16 protein-coding genes are annotated in these 17,098 nt (G+C 49.0%); 14 read left to right on the top strand and 2 right to left on the bottom strand.

Annotated elements, in window-relative coordinates; all coding sequences use genetic code 11:
- Positions 1-69: 69 nt before the first annotated feature.
- The gene (locus tag FC99_RS12045) at positions 70-1,464 is read right to left on the bottom strand and encodes an APC family permease (RefSeq protein ID WP_048735196.1); all 1,395 of its coding nucleotides are present in this window, start codon (positions 1,462-1,464) and stop codon (positions 70-72) included.
- A gap of 340 nt (positions 1,465-1,804) precedes the next feature.
- On the opposite strand from FC99_RS12045, the gene FC99_RS12040 reads away from it, so the two are divergent.
- From FC99_RS12040 to FC99_RS12000, 9 genes are all read left to right on the top strand, one after another.
- Complete coding sequence (locus tag FC99_RS12040; RefSeq protein ID WP_048735199.1) at positions 1,805-2,227, top strand: bis(5'-nucleosyl)-tetraphosphatase; 423 nt, start codon at positions 1,805-1,807, stop codon at positions 2,225-2,227.
- Positions 2,217-2,792 (top strand): nucleoside/nucleotide kinase family protein, encoded by a 576-nt coding sequence (locus FC99_RS12035; RefSeq protein ID WP_048735202.1) that lies wholly within the window; start codon positions 2,217-2,219, stop codon positions 2,790-2,792. The genes FC99_RS12040 and FC99_RS12035 overlap by 11 nt, the downstream gene beginning before the upstream one ends.
- Before the next feature lie 113 nt (positions 2,793-2,905).
- Positions 2,906-3,364, top strand: a complete 459-nt coding sequence (locus tag FC99_RS12030; RefSeq protein ID WP_048735204.1) for a Fur family transcriptional regulator — start codon at positions 2,906-2,908, stop codon at positions 3,362-3,364.
- A gap of 80 nt (positions 3,365-3,444) precedes the next feature.
- Positions 3,445-3,975 carry a hypothetical protein gene (locus tag FC99_RS12025; RefSeq protein ID WP_048735206.1) on the top strand — a complete coding sequence of 177 codons (531 nt, stop codon included), beginning with the start codon at positions 3,445-3,447 and terminating at the stop codon, positions 3,973-3,975.
- A 21-nt stretch (positions 3,976-3,996) separates the two neighbouring features.
- Positions 3,997-4,971 (top strand): DUF6681 family protein, encoded by a 975-nt coding sequence (locus tag FC99_RS12020; protein WP_048735209.1) that lies wholly within the window; start codon positions 3,997-3,999, stop codon positions 4,969-4,971.
- A 730-nt stretch (positions 4,972-5,701) separates the two neighbouring features.
- Positions 5,702-6,442, top strand: coding sequence for an amino acid ABC transporter ATP-binding protein (locus tag FC99_RS12015; protein ID WP_048735211.1), 741 nt, complete (start codon positions 5,702-5,704; stop codon positions 6,440-6,442).
- Positions 6,443-6,461: 19 nt separating this feature from the next.
- Positions 6,462-7,298 carry a transporter substrate-binding domain-containing protein gene (locus FC99_RS12010; RefSeq protein ID WP_048735214.1) on the top strand — a complete coding sequence of 279 codons (837 nt, stop codon included), beginning with the start codon at positions 6,462-6,464 and terminating at the stop codon, positions 7,296-7,298.
- On the top strand, positions 7,295-7,933 hold the full coding sequence (locus tag FC99_RS12005; protein WP_048735216.1) for an amino acid ABC transporter permease: 639 nt from the start codon (positions 7,295-7,297) through the stop codon (positions 7,931-7,933). Before FC99_RS12010 ends, FC99_RS12005 begins: the two co-directional genes overlap by 4 nt.
- A 16-nt stretch (positions 7,934-7,949) precedes the next feature.
- Positions 7,950-8,606, top strand: a complete 657-nt coding sequence (locus tag FC99_RS12000; RefSeq protein WP_048735219.1) for an amino acid ABC transporter permease — start codon at positions 7,950-7,952, stop codon at positions 8,604-8,606.
- Between the two features lie 521 nt (positions 8,607-9,127).
- Here FC99_RS12000 and hflX read toward each other — a convergent pair.
- A complete protein-coding gene (gene hflX, locus FC99_RS11995) occupies positions 9,128-10,405 on the bottom strand; it encodes a GTPase HflX (protein ID WP_048735222.1) in 1,278 nt (425 codons plus the stop codon).
- Between the two features lie 776 nt (positions 10,406-11,181).
- Between hflX and FC99_RS11990 the strand changes: the two genes are divergently transcribed.
- From FC99_RS11990 to FC99_RS11970, 5 genes are all read left to right on the top strand, one after another.
- Positions 11,182-12,804 carry a peptide ABC transporter substrate-binding protein gene (locus tag FC99_RS11990; protein ID WP_048735224.1) on the top strand — a complete coding sequence of 541 codons (1,623 nt, stop codon included), beginning with the start codon at positions 11,182-11,184 and terminating at the stop codon, positions 12,802-12,804.
- Positions 12,805-12,998: 194 nt separating this feature from the next.
- Positions 12,999-13,928 (top strand): oligopeptide ABC transporter permease, encoded by a 930-nt coding sequence (gene opp3b, locus FC99_RS11985; RefSeq protein ID WP_048735226.1) that lies wholly within the window; start codon positions 12,999-13,001, stop codon positions 13,926-13,928.
- An 11-nt stretch (positions 13,929-13,939) separates the two neighbouring features.
- Complete coding sequence (locus FC99_RS11980) at positions 13,940-14,965, top strand: ABC transporter permease (RefSeq protein ID WP_048735227.1); 1,026 nt, start codon at positions 13,940-13,942, stop codon at positions 14,963-14,965.
- A 13-nt stretch (positions 14,966-14,978) separates the two neighbouring features.
- Complete coding sequence (locus FC99_RS11975) at positions 14,979-16,079, top strand: ABC transporter ATP-binding protein (protein WP_048735230.1); 1,101 nt, start codon at positions 14,979-14,981, stop codon at positions 16,077-16,079.
- Positions 16,079-17,038: an ABC transporter ATP-binding protein gene (locus FC99_RS11970; protein ID WP_156166936.1), complete on the top strand. Its 960-nt coding sequence runs from the start codon at positions 16,079-16,081 to the stop codon at positions 17,036-17,038. The genes FC99_RS11975 and FC99_RS11970 overlap by 1 nt, the downstream gene beginning before the upstream one ends.
- The last annotated feature ends 60 nt before the right edge of the window (positions 17,039-17,098 follow it).

Genomic DNA, 17,098 nt, shown 5'->3' with positions numbered 1-17,098 from the left:
GTCTGAAGCGTCCCCACAGCAGGCGGAATCCCTGGCAGCCGCAGTGCGACCAGCCAAGCACAATTTACACTAAACCTGGTCGTTCAATCGACTGTGACGCAATCCATAGCTGAAGTAGATGATCAGGCCTAATGCGAACCAGATGGATGATGCGATCCAGGTCTCCGCTGGAAGTTGGAGCATCATGTAAAAACACAGTAGCCCAGAGATGATGGGTAAGACGGGATAGAAGGGGACCTTGAACCCGGAGTTTTGGGGCAGGTCCTTCAGGTGGCGCAGGCGGATGATCCCAAATGAAACGAACAGGAAGGCCACTAACGTCCCGATGTTAACCAGATTGGTCAGCTGGGCCAGTGGGACGAAACCACCCAGTAACGCAATAACTACGGTGATCACGGCCAAACTATGCTTGGGCGTCCCAGTCTTTTCGTCGATCTTACCCAAGAACTTCGGCAACAGGCCGTCACGACCGACCGAGTAGATCAGGCGTGACGAGCTGTAGATCATGGTGACCATCATGGTAAACATGCCGGCCAACGCCCCGAGGGAAATGATTCCGGACGTCCAGTTTTGATGAACCAGCGTCAGCGCAAAGGCAACGGGGTCGGCAACGTTAAGCTTGGTGTAGTGCACCATCCCGGTCAGCACGATGGCGACCAGCATGTACAGTACCGTGGCAACGATCAATGTGCCGATGATCCCAATCGGCATATTCTTCTTGGGGTTCTTCACCTCGGCGGCGGATGCGGAGACCACATCGAAACCCAGGTAGGCGAAGAAGACGGTCGATGCGCCCCGCAAGATTCCTTTGGACCCAAACGGCGCGAAGGGTTGCCAGTTGCTGGGCTTGACGTAGAACATTCCCACGACCACGAATAAAATAATGATAGCAATTTTAACGATAACGATGGCGTTGTTGATTCGCATCGACTCGCGCATCCCCCGATTTAACAGCCAACTGATGAAGAAGACCACCAGAATAGCGACGAGGTTGCCGTACGTCCCGTTGCCCGGGTCAAAAGGCCCGGAGATTGCCGTGGGGATGTTGAGGTGAAAGCCGGCCAGAAATGATTTGAAATACGCGCCGAAGGCATTGGCCACGGCCGCAACCGCCAACACGTATTCTAGAATCAAAGCCCACCCCAGCACCCAGCCAATGATTTCGCCAAAGACCAGATTGCCGTATGAATAGGCTGACCCTGCGACGGGTAAAACGGAGGCGAACTCCGCGTAACACATGGCCGCGGTGGAACACACGATGGCCGCGATGAGAAAGGATAGAACGATGCCGGGGCCGCTATATTGCGCGGCGATGGTCCCGGGGAGGATGAAGATCCCCGTTCCAATCACGGCACCGATTCCGAGTGACATCAGGTCCTTTGCCGACATGGTTTTGGCAAAGTGCTGGTCACTCTTTAAGTAGTTGTCTAAGCGTTCGCGGCGAAATATTCGCGAAAGTCCCATAAAAAGCCTCCTATGCTAGTATGTAGCTCGACTAGCCGTTCCGAGTGTCAGCGTGAGTTTGGCGCCACCGATACGGATAAAACGAACTAGTTTAAACCTATTGTATACATATTATGAGGATACGTCCCATAATATTTTTTCTAAATGACGATTTCCCCCACATTAAACGACTGGAAACGGTTCAAAATGGGATGTCTCGCATAGTGTACCCTAGGGATAAATTAAAAGTCAATGAGAGTTAACCAGACTTTTTGAGAAATGCAGTTAAATTTTACCCGTCAGCGCCGTTTTCGATTTAAAATAGAGGAAGTCTATTCAAATCCGAGGAGGGCAATTTGCCATGATTACCGAAAATGCTAGCGGCGCAGTCGTTTACCGCTTAAAAAATAACCAGCCGGAGTACCTCTTGTTGAAGAGTGCCACCAGTAACTTCTGGGGCTTCCCCAAGGGTCACGTGGAGGGCAACGAGACGGCTATCGAAACGGCCGTCAGAGAAATTCGTGAGGAGACTCAGCTTCAAGCGATCATCGATCCGGAGTTCCACGCTGATCTGGACTATGATATGAAGAATGGCCATCACAAGCACGTGGTTCTCTACACGTCACAAGTGCCAGCCGACGTGACCGTTACGCGGCAGGTTGAGGAAATCAGCGAATACGGCTGGTTTGGCTATCAAACGGCCCGCGAGACGCTGAGTTATGACAATTTAAAGGGCCTGTTAGACCAGGCGAACACGTACCTGGAGGACACCCATGCAGAGTAAAGTGTTGGTGATTACCGGAGCAACGGGGACCGGCAAGACCACCGTTCAAGATTACCTGATTACCCACTATCCGGCGACGAAGATTATTACGCACACCACCCGGCCGCCACGTGCCGGTGAAGTCGATGGTGTCGACTACTATTTCGAGACCGAAGAAAGTTTTCCCAAGAACCACTACTTGGAGTCTGTCCTCTATTCGGGCTACCATTACGGGTCATCGCAGGAAGGTATTGCCGCCGGTCTCAAACGGGCGGAATTTGCGACCATCGTGCTGGACGGCAAGGGCGCCATCACCTATGCAGATGAACTCGGCAGTCAGGCAGTCATTGTTTTTTTGACGGTCAGTGATTCCGGAAAATTAGCGCACCGCTTGAGCAAACGGGGCGACGATGAAACCATGATGGCCAACCGTCTAGCCAGCCCAGAATATCGTCGTGACTTAACGATGCCGCTGGCTTTACGCGGGCGCGCTATTCAGTTGAATAATGACAACTGGCAACAGACACAGATCAAGCTGGATGAGCTGATGGACCGCCTGGAACACGGTGAAGTAGTCGATAGTTGAGTTAATTAGAAAAGTATGCGACACTTACAGGGCGCTGAGTGGCTGAGCAGCTGCAGTACGTCAAAACTTAGCAAGTCAAACCATAATAAAAATAAACAAGGAGGCCGCCCATCATGGCAGAATCTTTATCCGCCGCTGTGGCTATTTTAAAAAAGAACAAGTTAAAGCTGACTAAGCAACGGCACGCACTCTTAGAGTTTTTGTTGACCAACCAAGGTCATTACACGGATGTGGTGACCGTCGATGCTTTCATGCGCACCGAATTTCCTGGAATGAGCCATAACACGGTTTATCGCAACCTGAAGGAATTCGAGGAAGTGGGCATCGTTGAACAGAACACGGAACAGGAACGTGCGCGGGTCAAGTACCAGTGTGACTTTCATCATCAACATCATCACCACTTTATTTGTCAAAATTGTGGTAAGGTCATCGAGTTACAGATGTGTCCAATGGACTTTTTCACGGCCCAATTACCCGGTTGTGAAATTGCTGGACACAGCTTTGAACTGTACGGCCTGTGTGCCGAGTGCAAGGCGGCTGGCGTGACCGAAGCGGCCTTAGTGAAAAATTAAGAGAATTTTGATAGTATTTTCGTTTTACCGTGGGATAATGATTTTAATAAGAAACAATGTAATGTAGGGAGGAATGTAACATGGCGTACCGGACACCACCATTTATCACGCCATTTGCGATTGTCTCGATGGCCTTAGCCCTGGGAGCGACCAATGTGGTTACCAACACCGTGACGAAGACCAATGAAGGGGCGTCGCGGGTCTCAACGACGAGTTCATCGCTAGTTAGCGGGATGTCATCCAGTGACTCCAAGAAGAAGTCGAGCGACGATAGTGATAAGAAGAAGGATTCCGATTCTTCTAAGAGTAGTAGTAAGGATAAGGACTCGTCGGAAGACAGTTCCTCAACGGATACGCAGAGTTCAACGGCGGACAGCACGTCTGAATCAGAGACGGGCACCACGACGGGGACCACTGGTAGCACGGGAACCACAACGTCTAAGAAGAAGGCGTCATCCAGTGTGGCTAGTTCCACCACGACTAATGACAACACCACGACTGAGGAGTCGACGAACTCAGCTAGTGACGATACCACGACGACCAACGATGACACCGGAGCTAGCACGTACAGTCATAGTACGGCTAACACCAACGACACCACGGGTCAATAATGAAGAAAGGGGGACCGCAACATGCTTAGTTTCCTTGACATGGTCAACCACTATCTGGGCTATATCAACGTTAGTGTTAAGATCAAGAACCGCATTTACGTGATTTTAGGGGCGTTGGGCGATCTATATCTGTTTTATATCGCCGTTCGTTACCTGCAAAATGGTCACCCATTCTGGGGACTGTTGATTCTGCTGGTGGCATTGATTATGATCTACTTTGTCTATCTCAACACCGTTTACTATTTCACGACCAAAAAGGCGCCGTTCGATATTTCACCAAAAATCGAGAAATTATTACACATGAAACCGAAAGATGCCGACCTTGAGGATACCAAGCCGATGGTACGAGGTGGCCGCAATATTCCAGCCAACGGGTACTTTGATGAAAAGAAGATTTTGCCCGGTAAGTTAACGTCGTCGGCAACGGAAACGGCAAGTATCCAGCAACTAGCCACGCGCTTGCAGCAGAATCAGTTGTTGCAACTCGACTACTCTGGATTAGGCGATCGAGAAATTATGGAACAGACCCAACGCTTAGGCAAGCCAGTCTATGCTTCGGGTCCTGGCGTCTTAATTCCTTACTTTGAAATGCAGACCGAAAATAACCAACTCGTCGTGTACGCCGGCATCAATCAGGCCGAAAAACAGCGGGTGGGGGTCGTTAGTACGGTTGGGTTACAGAATGTCGCTGACGTTTGTGACCAATTTGAACTGTACCTCGCCAACGCTACGTTGGTGGGGGGCCCCTTCAAGGTGCTCGGTCGGACGAACCTGATCGAACAAGATAATCCGTTTACCGTAGCCGTTCAATTGGCTTATAAGCACCAGAGCGATGATCAGCCGCAAGAACCGCTGACAACGCCCACTGCTAACACGCGGGTGTCACGTTACGACGAACCAGGCACAATGAGTCGCACGTCTCGGTCAGCGGAACGCGATGCGGGTTCAGACTCGGATTCAGAACCAATGACGCGGACCTCACGTTACCACCATTAAAGTTAGTGTTTTTAGCCACCTGCCCAATTCGGTCAGGTGGCTTTTTTGCGTGAACTGTCCACACTCCGGCTGATTGTGTTCTGTACTAAGCTAGTCGTTGAAACCTGCATGTGCTCTACGAAATTTGTCCCAACCGGATGACGAAGGTTAGGGAGTTGTCAGAGAACCGCCATGTAAGTCGAGAGGTCACCGGATATGGGATCAGGTGCGCACTGTTCGAGGCCCCCATATCTGACAGCCAACGAAATAGAAAGTAAACGGTACCATTACCGCCATACATGGACTTTGAAACTATTTAATAGGAAGAGTTTCATCAAAAGGGTTACCTAGTATGTGAATTAACCAATCTGCAGGTGATGGTGTAACCTGAAAACAGGCTGTGTGGCTAACATGGTGGTGTCAGCTAAAAACGATACGGACAATCAAACTTAGAGCGACCGGTGGTTAGACCAGTTGCTGGGGGTCCAGAAAAAAACTTTTAATGTTCGGTTCGAGACGCAAAACCGTGGTACATCTAATATTTTTGACCTTAAATCGTCACCGGGGTTGGGGAACCCCAAGCGGTTTGTTTTGACCGGGTAAAATTTTTGGTTTAAACTTTAATTTAGACACCAAAAAAGCTTTCACGAGAAGTGTGCTTAGCGCTGGAATGTTTCGCAGATCCAACGAGCTAATTGGGGCGCTAGTAAGACCGATTACGGTAAAAGAATAACTAGTGGAGGGAAAACATATGTCAATGATTGAATTTCACAACGTGGAAAAGTACTACGGCGACTTTCACGCGCTGCATAATATTAATTTAACGATTGAAGCCGGGGAGACCGTGGTTTTGATTGGGCCATCTGGTTCCGGGAAGTCAACGCTGATTCGGACGGTTAATGGGCTGGAACAGATTCGGCATGGTCAATTGATCGTTAATGGTCAAGACCTAGCCAACCCGAAGACCGATATGAACCGGATTCGGAAGAACGTTGGGATGGTTTTCCAACATTTTAATTTATACGCGAACAAGACGATTCTAGAAAACATCATGCTGGCACCGCGCATCGTGCTCCACCGTGGCGAAGATGAAAACAAGAAGGTGGCCATGGAAATGCTGGACCGCGTTGGTTTAGCGGACCAAGCACCCAAGATGCCTTCTCAGCTTTCTGGTGGGCAACAGCAACGAATCGCCATTGCCCGGTCATTAGCGATGAAGCCTAAGTGTCTCTTATTTGACGAACCAACCAGTGCGTTGGACCCCGAAATGATCGATGATGTGCTGAACGTTATGAAGACCATTGCTCGGGACTCCAGTATGACGTCATTAGTTGTGACTCATGAAATGGGTTTCGCTCGTGAAGTGGCTAACCGGGTTATCTTCATGGCTGACGGTCGTATTTTGGAAGACGATACCAAGGAGAAATTCTTTGACGGCGAACCGACTAACGAACGGGCTCGTCAATTCCTTAGCAAGATTTTGACACACTAATCAGGGGAGGAAGCTAACCATGAAAAGATTGATTCGTAATCTTGGCCTACTGCTGACCCTGGTCACGCTAACAATCGTCGTGAGTGCTTGTGGCAGTAAGCCATTATCACAACGCAACGTGCTAAAGACCGACCAACAGACAAAAACCATCACTTGGGGAGTTAAGGCGGACACCCGACTCTTCGGATTGCTCGACACCAAGGATGGCAAGATCAAAGGGTTTGAAGTCGATTTAGCCAAGGCACTGACGAAGCAGATGCTGGGATCTAAAGGGAAGGCCAAGTTCATTCAGGTCACGAGTTCAACGCGGATGCCAATGTTGAAAAATGGGAACATTGATGCCATTATCGCGACCATGACCAATACGCCAGAGCGGCGGAAACAAGTTGCCTTTTCCAATACGTACTTCTTTGCCGGGCAATCACTGCTGGTCAAGAAGGGCAGTTCGATCAAGAACGTTAAGGATTTAAATAAACAAAAAGGGACGGTCCTTGGGGTTGTCGGCTCTGACTCCGTTGAAAACGTGGCCAAGGTTGCGCCCAACGCCAAGGTCTTACAGTTGACCGACTACGCGCAAGCCATGACGGCTTTGAAGTCCGGCCAAGGCCAAGCGCTGACGACCGATAACGGGATCCTTTACGGGATGTCCGTGCAAAACCCAGGCTATGAGGTTACCGGGGGAACCTTCGTCTCCGAACCTTACGGGATCGCTATGGACAAGAACCAAATACCGCTTAAGAACGCAACCGATAAGGCTTTGAAGGAATTGCGGGCTAACGGCACTTACAATCGGCTCTTACACAAGTGGTTCCACAACGTGTCGGGCTTTGACTACGAGGAGGCGGCTAAAGAATGATTCATATCTTTCAAAACTATTGGGGCACACTCCTTTATGGATTAGGTCAGACCTTGCTTTGCAGTATTCTCGCGCTGGTCTTTAGTCTGATTCTCGGGACGTTCTTTGCCTTACTCGAAGAATCCCCTAGTAAAGTTGCTCGGGGAATCGCCCGGGTCTACATCGAAATTTTCCGGAATATTCCTTTACTGGTCATTACCATGTTCTTCTACGTGGTCTTCCCGTTATACGTGATCAAAATGAACGGGTTCACCGCCGGGACGATTGGCCTTACGCTCTACACCTCAGCCTTTATCGCTGAAACGGTCAGAGCGGGGATTCAATCCGTTGATTCTGGTCAGATGGAGGGGGCCCGTGCCAACGGGTTATCTTTCTGGCAAGCCATGCGGCACATCATCTTGCCACAAGCCTTCCGCTACGTGATTCCGCCATTAGGGAACCAGTTCGTCAACTTGGTGAAGAACTCATCAACGTTGGCCTTCGTGGGTGGCTTTGATTTGATGTACCAAGGGAACGTTATCGCGTCGAGCTCGCTGGAAACCATTGCGGCGTACTCAGCGGTCGGGGTTCTGTACCTGGTCATCACGCTGCCAATCAGTTACTACATGCGCTATCTAGAAAAACGGTTAGCTTAAGGGGAGGAGAATAACGATGTTACAAAACTTTATTGATGCCTACTCCCCAGATAACCTACGCTACCTGTTTGGGGGTCTAGGAATTACCATCCTGGTTTCCGTCGTCTCCATCATCGGGAGTTTTATTATCGGGTCGATCCTCGGGGTCATCCGGTACGTTAAGATTAAGTATTTCTCGGCTATCGTCGGGGTTATTATTGACGTGATCCGTAATCTGCCGTTGATTTTAATTCTGTTCTTTACTTACTTTGGTCTCCCCAACCTGGGGGTTAAGCCGGAAATCATTCCAGCCGCCATTTTAGCCATGACCATTTTCGAATCCACCATGCTGGCAGAAATTGTCCGTTCGGGGATTCAAGCGGTCGACCCTGGCCAAATGGAAGGGGCCCGGGCTAATGGGTTGACCTACTGGCAAGGCTTGTGGCACATTGTGTTACCCCAAGCCATGGTCAAGATGATTCCAGCCATTGTGAGTCAGTTTATCTCACTGGTTAAGGATACGTCGCTGGCAACCATCATTCTCTTGCCAGAAATGTTGTATCGTTCGCAGATCATTTACGGGCAGAACACAAACTACATTATTCCAATGTTCGTGGCAATCGCGCTGATGTACTTTGTCGTGTGCTACTGCTTGTCCGTTCTGGCTCGTTACTTGGAGAAACGCCAAGCTTAATATGTGTAAATGGGTAGTCGATGACGGTTTAGTTGTCGGCTATTTTTGTAGCGTTGGGATGGTCGCACTGCGGCTGCCAGGGATTCCACCTGCTGTGGGGACGCTTCAGCCTGGAAGAACACCAGTCTTCTCGCTCGATTTGAAGCCACGAAGACCACGTGTCTTCAAAGTCGCCCGTGCTGTAAGCTGGCTGATGAATCGCCAGCCAACAGCACCTTCACGGCTGGCTGCATCCCTGACTTCCTCCGGCTTTGATTGTGTTTCGTTCAAGATAGGCGTTGAGTTCCAGAACTAGTTTTGAATTTAAGTTAGATGGATGACTATTTCCATGGGTGTCGTCCGAGCTTAACTTCGCGTGTTACTCGCTCAATCTTAGACAGGTTTTCAGAGACACACAGAATTTGGTATTAAATATTTTATCAAGCTACCACACAGCCAAAAGATAAGAAAAATAGTGGCATCAAAAAAGTACCTCACCAACTAAGGTGGTGGGGCGCTTTTTATATAAACCGGAAAACCTTTTAATCGGTCACGACATATTTCTTGAAGCGGTCGAAGTCGGCTTGTTGGAGTTCAACCTTAAGCGCGGTGCCTTCAGCTTCGTAATCCGTGTTGAGGACGTGGGCATTGTCGTTGAGGTAGGCCACAACTTCACCATCCGCAAATGGGACTAAGAAGTTGGCAGTCACGTAGTTGTGGAAAACCTTTTCCTTCATGGCGTCGACGAGCATCTTAACGGAGGCATCGTCTTGGGCCGACAGAATGAGTTGGTCACCGGCGCGACTTGGGTAGTCGGCTTCGGTCAAATCAGCCTTGTTGAAGACCGTGATCATGGGAACGTCATTGACGCCAATCTCGTGCAGCGTCTGTTCCGTGGTCGCCATCATGGCTTCCCGGTTAGGGTCAGCATAGTCAACGACCTGAATTAAAAGGTCGGCGCTGGCAGCTTCGGCTAACGTGGAGCGGAAGGCTTGGACTAATTGAGTTGGTAACTGACTAACGAATCCAACCGTATCGCTGAGGAGCATCTTCTTTTGGTCGGGGAAGGTCAGTTGCCGGACACTGGTATCCAACGTGGCGAACAGCATGTTTTTAACGAAGACTTGTTTTTCTTCGCTCTTCCCAAACTGCCGGACTAGAGCGTTCATCAGCGTTGATTTCCCGGCGTTGGTATAGCCGACCAAAGCTACGGAAGGCAGTTGATTGCGTTCCCGTTGTTGGCGTTGGGTCGCGGCCGCTTGGTTGATTTCCTTTAGCTCATGGTTGACGTGATTGATGGACCGCTGAATGGTCCGCCGACTCATTTCAGTCTGAGATTCACCGGCACCACGGTTGGTAAAGCCACCGCCACCACCGCTACCGGTCTGTTGGTCCAGCCGTTGTGAAGCGCTGGTGTGCAGCCGGGGCAGTTGGTATTGAAGCATGGCCAATTGGACCTGCAATTTAGCTTCGCGGGATTGTGCGCGGTTAGCAAAGATTTCCAGAATCAAGCCGGTCCGGTCAATGATCCGGGCTTTCGTGACGTTTTCGAGGTTCCGAATCTGGCTAGGGGTCAGCTCATCGTTAACGACAATGATGTCGACACCGTCGTCAGCTACAATCGTAGCCAGCTCTTCAACTTTCCCGGTCCCAAAATAAGTACCAGGTTGTGGCTTCGCTAAGGCTTGTTGAATCTCCTCAACGACGGTCATGTTGTTCGCTTCTACCAGATTCTTCAGTTCAGTCATCGAGTAGTTAAACGTGGCTTGACCAGCATTTAACCCAATCGTGATGACCGGTGTTCGTGGGGCTTCTTCCAAAGGATCACCCTCCTTAATTGTCTATAAGATGAGTATAACATGCTCATCGGCTAGCGTCGGTAAATTAACGCTTTTACTGGGGATTTAGGTAAAGTTTGGCAAACTTGAAATATCGGCCGCCAGATATGGGCTGGAAACAGTGCAAACGCAACTTCAATTCTTGAAAGTGCCGAGTCTTCAAGATCGTTTTCCTACTAAGCCGACCAGAAACGCCGACCAAGTAGAACGACGCGCCTGAGCCCATATCTACCGGCCTCTCGACTCACATGATCGGTCGATGGGGCCAGTAGAGATAACATTAGCGTCGCAAATCAGTTACTTAGAATTTTCTAAGTTGATTATTGGTAGGTCAGAGAGAGTCATTTTTTAACGTTGACTGTGTCAGGGGCTAATCAGAGTCGGAGGAGGTCAGACGTAATCCCTGACAGCCGCAGTGCAAGCAGTATATTTTGTGTAAGCTGTTAACCGAATTATGAGAGTTTACTGACTGTGAGTAACAGGTAACAACTTTGTGAGTAAATCATGACTAAGTTTGCCAGATTAAGGTCACTTTTCTGTATATCGTATGCAAGAAAGCTTATTTTTACTCGTTTTAAATGTGACATCAGATTTTAATTTTTCATTTTAAACACCTATGTGACGGTGTTTATAACAAGTTTGTTAAAATAATTTATCATTTACCATTGATTTTAATTAATTTCTAATATACAATTGGAAACATCAAATTTGAGGTTGTCAATTCATTGCTCAAACAACTAAGAGGGGTTGGAATTAAAATGAAGATTAATTCGGCAGTCAAACTAGGGACGGTGGCAACGTTCGCGGCGGTTTTACTCGCAGCGTGTGGGTCATCATCTAACAGCTCAGAATCCAGCAAGCAAACGTTAAATTGGATGGAAAGTTCAGCGTTACCATCAATGGACGCTTCCACCGCAACTGATGTCGTTTCAGGAGAAACCATTAACAACACCGGTGAAGGTCTCTTACGGATTGGTAAGGAAAGTAGTATTCATCCTGGGGTAGCCAAGAGCTACAAGGTTTCTAAGGATGGGAAGACGTACACCTTCAATTTACGGAAGTCTAACTGGAGCAACGGCGACAAGGTAACCGCTAAAGACTTCGTTTACGCCTGGCAACGGACGGTCAACCCGAAGACAGCTTCACAGTACGCCTACATGTACGCGCAGGTTAAGAACGCCAACGCTATCATGAACAAGAAGAAGGCCGTTTCTACTTTAGGTATCAAGGCCGTTGGGGATTACAAGGTTGTTGTAACGTTAACACAGGCAACTAGTTACTTCCCTTCATTGGTAGCCAGTCCAATGTTCTTCCCACAAAATGAATCAGTTGTTCAAAAATACGGTAAGAAATACGCAACGAACGCCCAGGATAACGTCTACAACGGTCCATTCAAGTTGACATACTGGACTGGGACGTCTGATAACTGGTCAATGAGCAAAAACACTAAGTACTGGAACGCAAAGAATGTTAAACTGAAGAAGATCAACTTCAAGACGATGAAGGATCCGCAAACGGCTTTGAGTCAGTACCAAAGTGGCAAGTTGGATGCAACTTACCTGAGTGGTCAACAACCAAAGAACTACAAGAACTCTAAGCAGTACGTTGAACGGAAGAGTGCTTCAACCTTCTACATTGAATTGAACGAAAAGAAAGATTCAATGATGAAGAACAAGAAGGCTCGTCAAGCCTTATCAATGGCCATCAACCGGGACCAATTTGTGAACAAGGTGCTCCAAGATGGTTCAACCGTTTCAACCGGCTTAGTTTCAACCGGTTTGGCTGAAAACAAGGGTAAGGACTTCAACACCGATGCCGCTGTTCCTTCAGCTACGAGCTACAATCTGAAGAAAGCTAAGCAACTTTGGAAGGAAGCTCTGAAGGAAACTGGTCGTTCAAACTACTCACTGACCTTAACCGCTGACGACACGCCAGCTGGTAAGAACTCAGCTGAATTCATTCAGAGTCAATGGGCTAAGTTGGGCAACATCAAGGTCACGAACAGCAACCTGCCATTCAAGACGCGGCTTGCTCGTTCTCAAAGTGGTGACTTCGATGCCGTTATCTCCGCATGGGGTGCCGACTTCCCAGACCCAATCTCCTTCTTATCACTCTTCACTTCTGGTAACTCTTACAACAACGGGAAGTGGTCTTCCAAGGCTTACGATACTTACGTAGGCGATGCAACTGGTAAGGACGCTAACAACGATGCTGCTCGTTGGAACGACTTAGTTAACGCACAAAAGACCATCTTGAACGAACAAGGGATCATCCCAGTTTACCAACAAGGGAAAGCCCAACTCGTCAAGTCTAAGGTTCAGGGATTAGTTTACTTCCCAACCGGCGCTAACTGGGACTTCAGTAAGGCCTACATCAAGTAAGTTTTTGTTAACTCAGTGATCACTGTCGGGTAACCGACTTAATAAGTTTTATCGGGGAGTAAGGATTAACGCGAGTTGATCCTTACTTTTCGGTATTATTGCAATCATTTATTGTCTTGTTGTTTTCGTGGAGTTTTTGTTAAGTTTGATAACTTAACGGTAACGAATAAGTCTACTGATTGAGAGGTAAACAAATGGCAAAGTACCTAGCAAAGCGGATCTTCTATCTGATCCTGACCTTATTCATTGTGATTACCGTGACGTTTTTCCTGATGAAGTTGTTGCCCGGGACGCCACTGACCAACCAAGCCAAGCTCTCTAAGAGTCAGATCCATCTGATTTACGAACAGTATGGGTTGAACAAGCCAGTTTGGCAGCAGTACTTGCTGTACCTGGCGGGTGCGGTCAAAGGTGACTTCGGAACTTCCTTCCAATTCAGTGACCAACCCGTGTCCTACTTGATTTCAAGTCGGATCGGACCATCCTTGCAGATTGGGCTGCAGGCCATGATCATTGGGGTCATTTTGGGAGTTATCATCGGTGCGTTCGGCGCAATGAAGCAAAATACGTGGGCTGACACGACGACCACGGTGGTTTCCATCTTAGGGATTTCAATTCCTTCCTTCGTCTTAGCCGTACTGTTACAGTACTACTTGGGCTTAAAGGCGGGGTGGTTCCCAATCGCTGAATGGGGTGGCTTTATCTACACGGTATTGCCAACCTTAGCCTTGGGAGCACAACCGTTGGCTGAATCCGCTCGGTTCGTCCGGACCGAAATGGTCGACGTGTTGAGTTCAGACTACATTGAGTTAGCCAAGGCCAAGGGACTGAATAGAACCGGTGTCATCTATCACCATGCGCTCCGGAACAGCTTGATTCCACTGATTACCATCGTGGGGCCGCTGGCCGTGAACATCATGACCGGGTCCATGGTTGTTGAAAACATTTTCTCCATTCCTGGTATCGGGGAACAATTCGTCAAGTCCGTCTTGACCAACGACTACCCGACCATCATGGGCTTAACCATCGTCTATTCATTCATGTTGTGTGTCGTTCTGTTGATCACCGATATCCTCTACGGAATCGTTGACCCGCGGATTCGGCTCACAGGAAAGGCTAACTAGGAGGTAAATAAATGGCAGATACAGTAAAACTCCCTGAAGATAGCTTTAAGCCAATTACGTCCGATGATCGGGCGGCGTTAGATAGTGAAAAAATTGCAGCACCCTCTTTAACTTTCGCACAAGATGCATGGCGGCGGTTAAAGAAAAACAAGGGGGCTTGGGTCTCCTTGATCGTACTGGTGGTCGTCTTCATCATGGCCTTTGGGTCCATCTTCGTTTCACCACACGATCCCAATGCCGTACACCCAGCTTATGCCAACTTACCGTCTAAGATTCCTGGTATTAGCATCAACGGGTTTAACGGGACCTTGGTCCAAGCCGGCGAACGAATCGACGCCTATAAGGCTGCCGGTGCCAGTGGGGCCCATTACATCATGGGGACCGACTACTTAGGTCGGGACTTGTTCTCGCGGGTTCTTTACGGGACACGAATCTCCTTGATCATTGCGTTAGTGGCCACGTTATTTGACTTAACGATTGGGGTCACGTACGGGATGTTCTCTGGCTGGAAGGGTGGTCGCATTGATACCATCATGCAACGGATCATCGAAATCATCCTGTCCATTCCTAACTTAGTCGTTATTGTCCTACTGATCTTGATCCTGAAACCCGGGATGACCTCGATCATTATCGCCATCGCGCTGACGTCTTGGGTCAACATGGCCCGGCTAGTCCGAGCGCAGACGTTGGAGTTGAAGGAACAGGAGTTTATCTTGGCGGCTAGAACGCTGGGTGAGCGACCAATCAAGATTGCCTTTAAACACTTGCTCCCGAACCTCTCGAGTGTCATCATTATTAATACGATGTTTACCATCCCGAACGCCATCTTCTTCGAAGCCACCTTGTCCTACATTGGGATCGGGATTTCCTCACCACAGGCTTCACTAGGGACGTTGTTGAACGATGGACAGAAGAACTTCCAATTCCTGCCATATCAAATGTGGTGGCCAGCGTTGATTCTTTCCATCATCATGTTAGCCTTCAACCTCTTGGGTGATGGCTTGCGGGATGCGTTTGACCCGCGGACGAAAGAGTAGGTGAAGTCACGTCATGGATAACGAAAAAGATATTTTGGAAGTGCGCAACTTACAAGTTAACTTCAAGACCTATGCCGGTGACGTTAAGGCGATCCGGAACGTTAGCTTTGATTTACGTAAAGGGGAGACCCTGGCCATTGTTGGGGAATCTGGTTCCGGTAAATCCGTAACCACCCGGACAATCATGGGCTTGAACGCCCGAAACGCTGACATTACCAGCGGGACCATCATGTACAAAGGGGAAGACCTCTTGAAGAAGACGGAAAAGGAAATGGAAGGTATTCGGGGCCAAGACATCGCCGAAATCTTCCAAGACCCGATGACGTCTTTGGATCCAACCATGAAGATTGGGCGGCAAATCGCCGAACCCCTGATGGTTCACAAGGGTATGAAGAAAGAAAAAGCCTTAGCACAAGCTTTGGAAATGATGAAATTAGTCGGGATCACCGACGCCGAGAACCGAATCAATGACTACCCGCACCAATTCTCAGGTGGGATGCGGCAACGGATCGTCATTGCCATTGCCTTGATCAATTACCCAGAAATTCTGATTGCCGATGAGCCCACGACCGCACTGGACGTGACGATTCAGGCCCAGATTCTGAATTTGATGAAGGAATTGCAAGACAAGATTTCCACGTCGATCATTTTCATCACGCATGACTTGGGTGTCGTGGCCGGTATGGCCGACCGGGTCGCCGTCATGTATGCTGGAAAAATCGTTGAATACGGAACGGTTGATGAAATTTTCTACAACCCGAAGCATCCGTACACGTGGGGCCTGTTGAGCTCCATGCCAACGCTGGATACTGGTGGCGATGAATTGCCATCGATTCCAGGGACACCACCGGACTTATTGGATCCACCAACTGGGGATGCCTTTGCTGCCCGGAACGCCTACGCACTAAAGATCGATACGGAACAAGAACCGCCATTCTTTAAGGTATCCGACACACATTACGCCGCAACTTGGCTGCTACATCCGGATGCCCCTAAGGTGACGCCACCCGATCAAATCGTGGCTCGGCAAAAGAAGTATGCTGAGATGCAAAAGGACTTGGTTAAGCAACAACGACCAAGTATTCCAGTTGAAGAAGAGGAGGAACAGCAATAATGGACTACGAAAATGCCGAAAAAATCCTCGAGGTCAAACACCTCAAACAGTACTTCAACGTGGGAAAACCCGATGAAGTCCGGGCCGTTGATGATATCTCGTTTGATATCTACAAGGGTGAGACTTTTGGACTCGTTGGGGAATCTGGTTCTGGGAAGACCACGACCGGTCGGGCCATCATTCACTTGTACGAGCCAACCGCTGGTGAAATTCTGTTCAACGGTAAGAACGTTGACACATTTACCAGCAAGGCCGAACAACGCGAGTTCCGTCAAGACATGCAGATGATCTTCCAAGATCCGTATGCTTCACTGAACCCCCGGATGAAGGTTAAGGACATCGTGGCTGAAGGAATCGACATCAACCATTTGGCTAAGGACGATGCTGACCGGAGTAAAAAGGTCGAGGACTTACTGGAAACGGTGGGTCTGAACAAGGACCACTCCAGTCGGTACCCCCACGAATTCTCTGGTGGCCAACGCCAACGGATTGGGATTGCCCGGGCCCTGGCCGTCGATCCTAAGTTTGTGATTGCCGATGAACCCATCTCTGCTTTGGACGTGTCGATTCAAGCCCAAGTGGTTAACTTGATGAAGAAACTCCAGCGTGAACAGGGCTTAACGTACCTGTTCATCGCCCATGACTTGTCCATGGTCAAGTATATTTCGGACCGAATCGGGGTCATGCACTATGGTCGGATGCTAGAAATTGCCGATTCTGACGAAATCTACGCTCACCCACTGCACGACTACACCAAGAGCCTGCTGTCCGCCGTCCCAGTTCCTGATCCCGAGTTCGAACGGACCCGTGAAGAAATTGCGTACGACGCCAGCAACGAAGGCGATGGTAAGGAACGGACACTGGTTGAAATCGCACCTCATCACTGGGTTCGTGCTGCCGATGATGAAATCGGCATGTACACTCAGCGGGCACATGAGGCCTCGTTGATTAAAAAGTAAGGTTGAAAGCACTGTGGCTGTGATGGTTGCGGTGCTTTTTTGGTTGCAGTGGGGGATGGC

The organism is Levilactobacillus koreensis JCM 16448 (assembly GCF_001435525.1).
GTDB classification, from domain to species: domain Bacteria; phylum Bacillota; class Bacilli; order Lactobacillales; family Lactobacillaceae; genus Levilactobacillus; species Levilactobacillus koreensis.
The sequence above is the reverse complement of the archived record's forward strand: the minus strand, read 5'-3'. Positions and strand labels throughout refer to the sequence as shown.

Coding starts and splice junctions, on each gene's coding strand:
- FC99_RS12045 (WP_048735196.1), bottom strand. CDS start 1,464: ATGGGACTTTCGCGAATATTTCGCCGCGAACGCTTAGACAACTACTTA.
- FC99_RS12040 (WP_048735199.1), top strand. CDS start 1,805: ATGATTACCGAAAATGCTAGCGGCGCAGTCGTTTACCGCTTAAAAAAT.
- FC99_RS12035 (WP_048735202.1), top strand. CDS start 2,217: ATGCAGAGTAAAGTGTTGGTGATTACCGGAGCAACGGGGACCGGCAAG.
- FC99_RS12030 (WP_048735204.1), top strand. CDS start 2,906: ATGGCAGAATCTTTATCCGCCGCTGTGGCTATTTTAAAAAAGAACAAG.
- FC99_RS12025 (WP_048735206.1), top strand. CDS start 3,445: ATGGCGTACCGGACACCACCATTTATCACGCCATTTGCGATTGTCTCG.
- FC99_RS12020 (WP_048735209.1), top strand. CDS start 3,997: ATGCTTAGTTTCCTTGACATGGTCAACCACTATCTGGGCTATATCAAC.
- FC99_RS12015 (WP_048735211.1), top strand. CDS start 5,702: ATGTCAATGATTGAATTTCACAACGTGGAAAAGTACTACGGCGACTTT.
- FC99_RS12010 (WP_048735214.1), top strand. CDS start 6,462: ATGAAAAGATTGATTCGTAATCTTGGCCTACTGCTGACCCTGGTCACG.
- FC99_RS12005 (WP_048735216.1), top strand. CDS start 7,295: ATGATTCATATCTTTCAAAACTATTGGGGCACACTCCTTTATGGATTA.
- FC99_RS12000 (WP_048735219.1), top strand. CDS start 7,950: ATGTTACAAAACTTTATTGATGCCTACTCCCCAGATAACCTACGCTAC.
- FC99_RS11990 (WP_048735224.1), top strand. CDS start 11,182: ATGAAGATTAATTCGGCAGTCAAACTAGGGACGGTGGCAACGTTCGCG.
- opp3b (WP_048735226.1), top strand. CDS start 12,999: ATGGCAAAGTACCTAGCAAAGCGGATCTTCTATCTGATCCTGACCTTA.
- FC99_RS11980 (WP_048735227.1), top strand. CDS start 13,940: ATGGCAGATACAGTAAAACTCCCTGAAGATAGCTTTAAGCCAATTACG.
- FC99_RS11975 (WP_048735230.1), top strand. CDS start 14,979: ATGGATAACGAAAAAGATATTTTGGAAGTGCGCAACTTACAAGTTAAC.
- FC99_RS11970 (WP_156166936.1), top strand. CDS start 16,079: ATGGACTACGAAAATGCCGAAAAAATCCTCGAGGTCAAACACCTCAAA.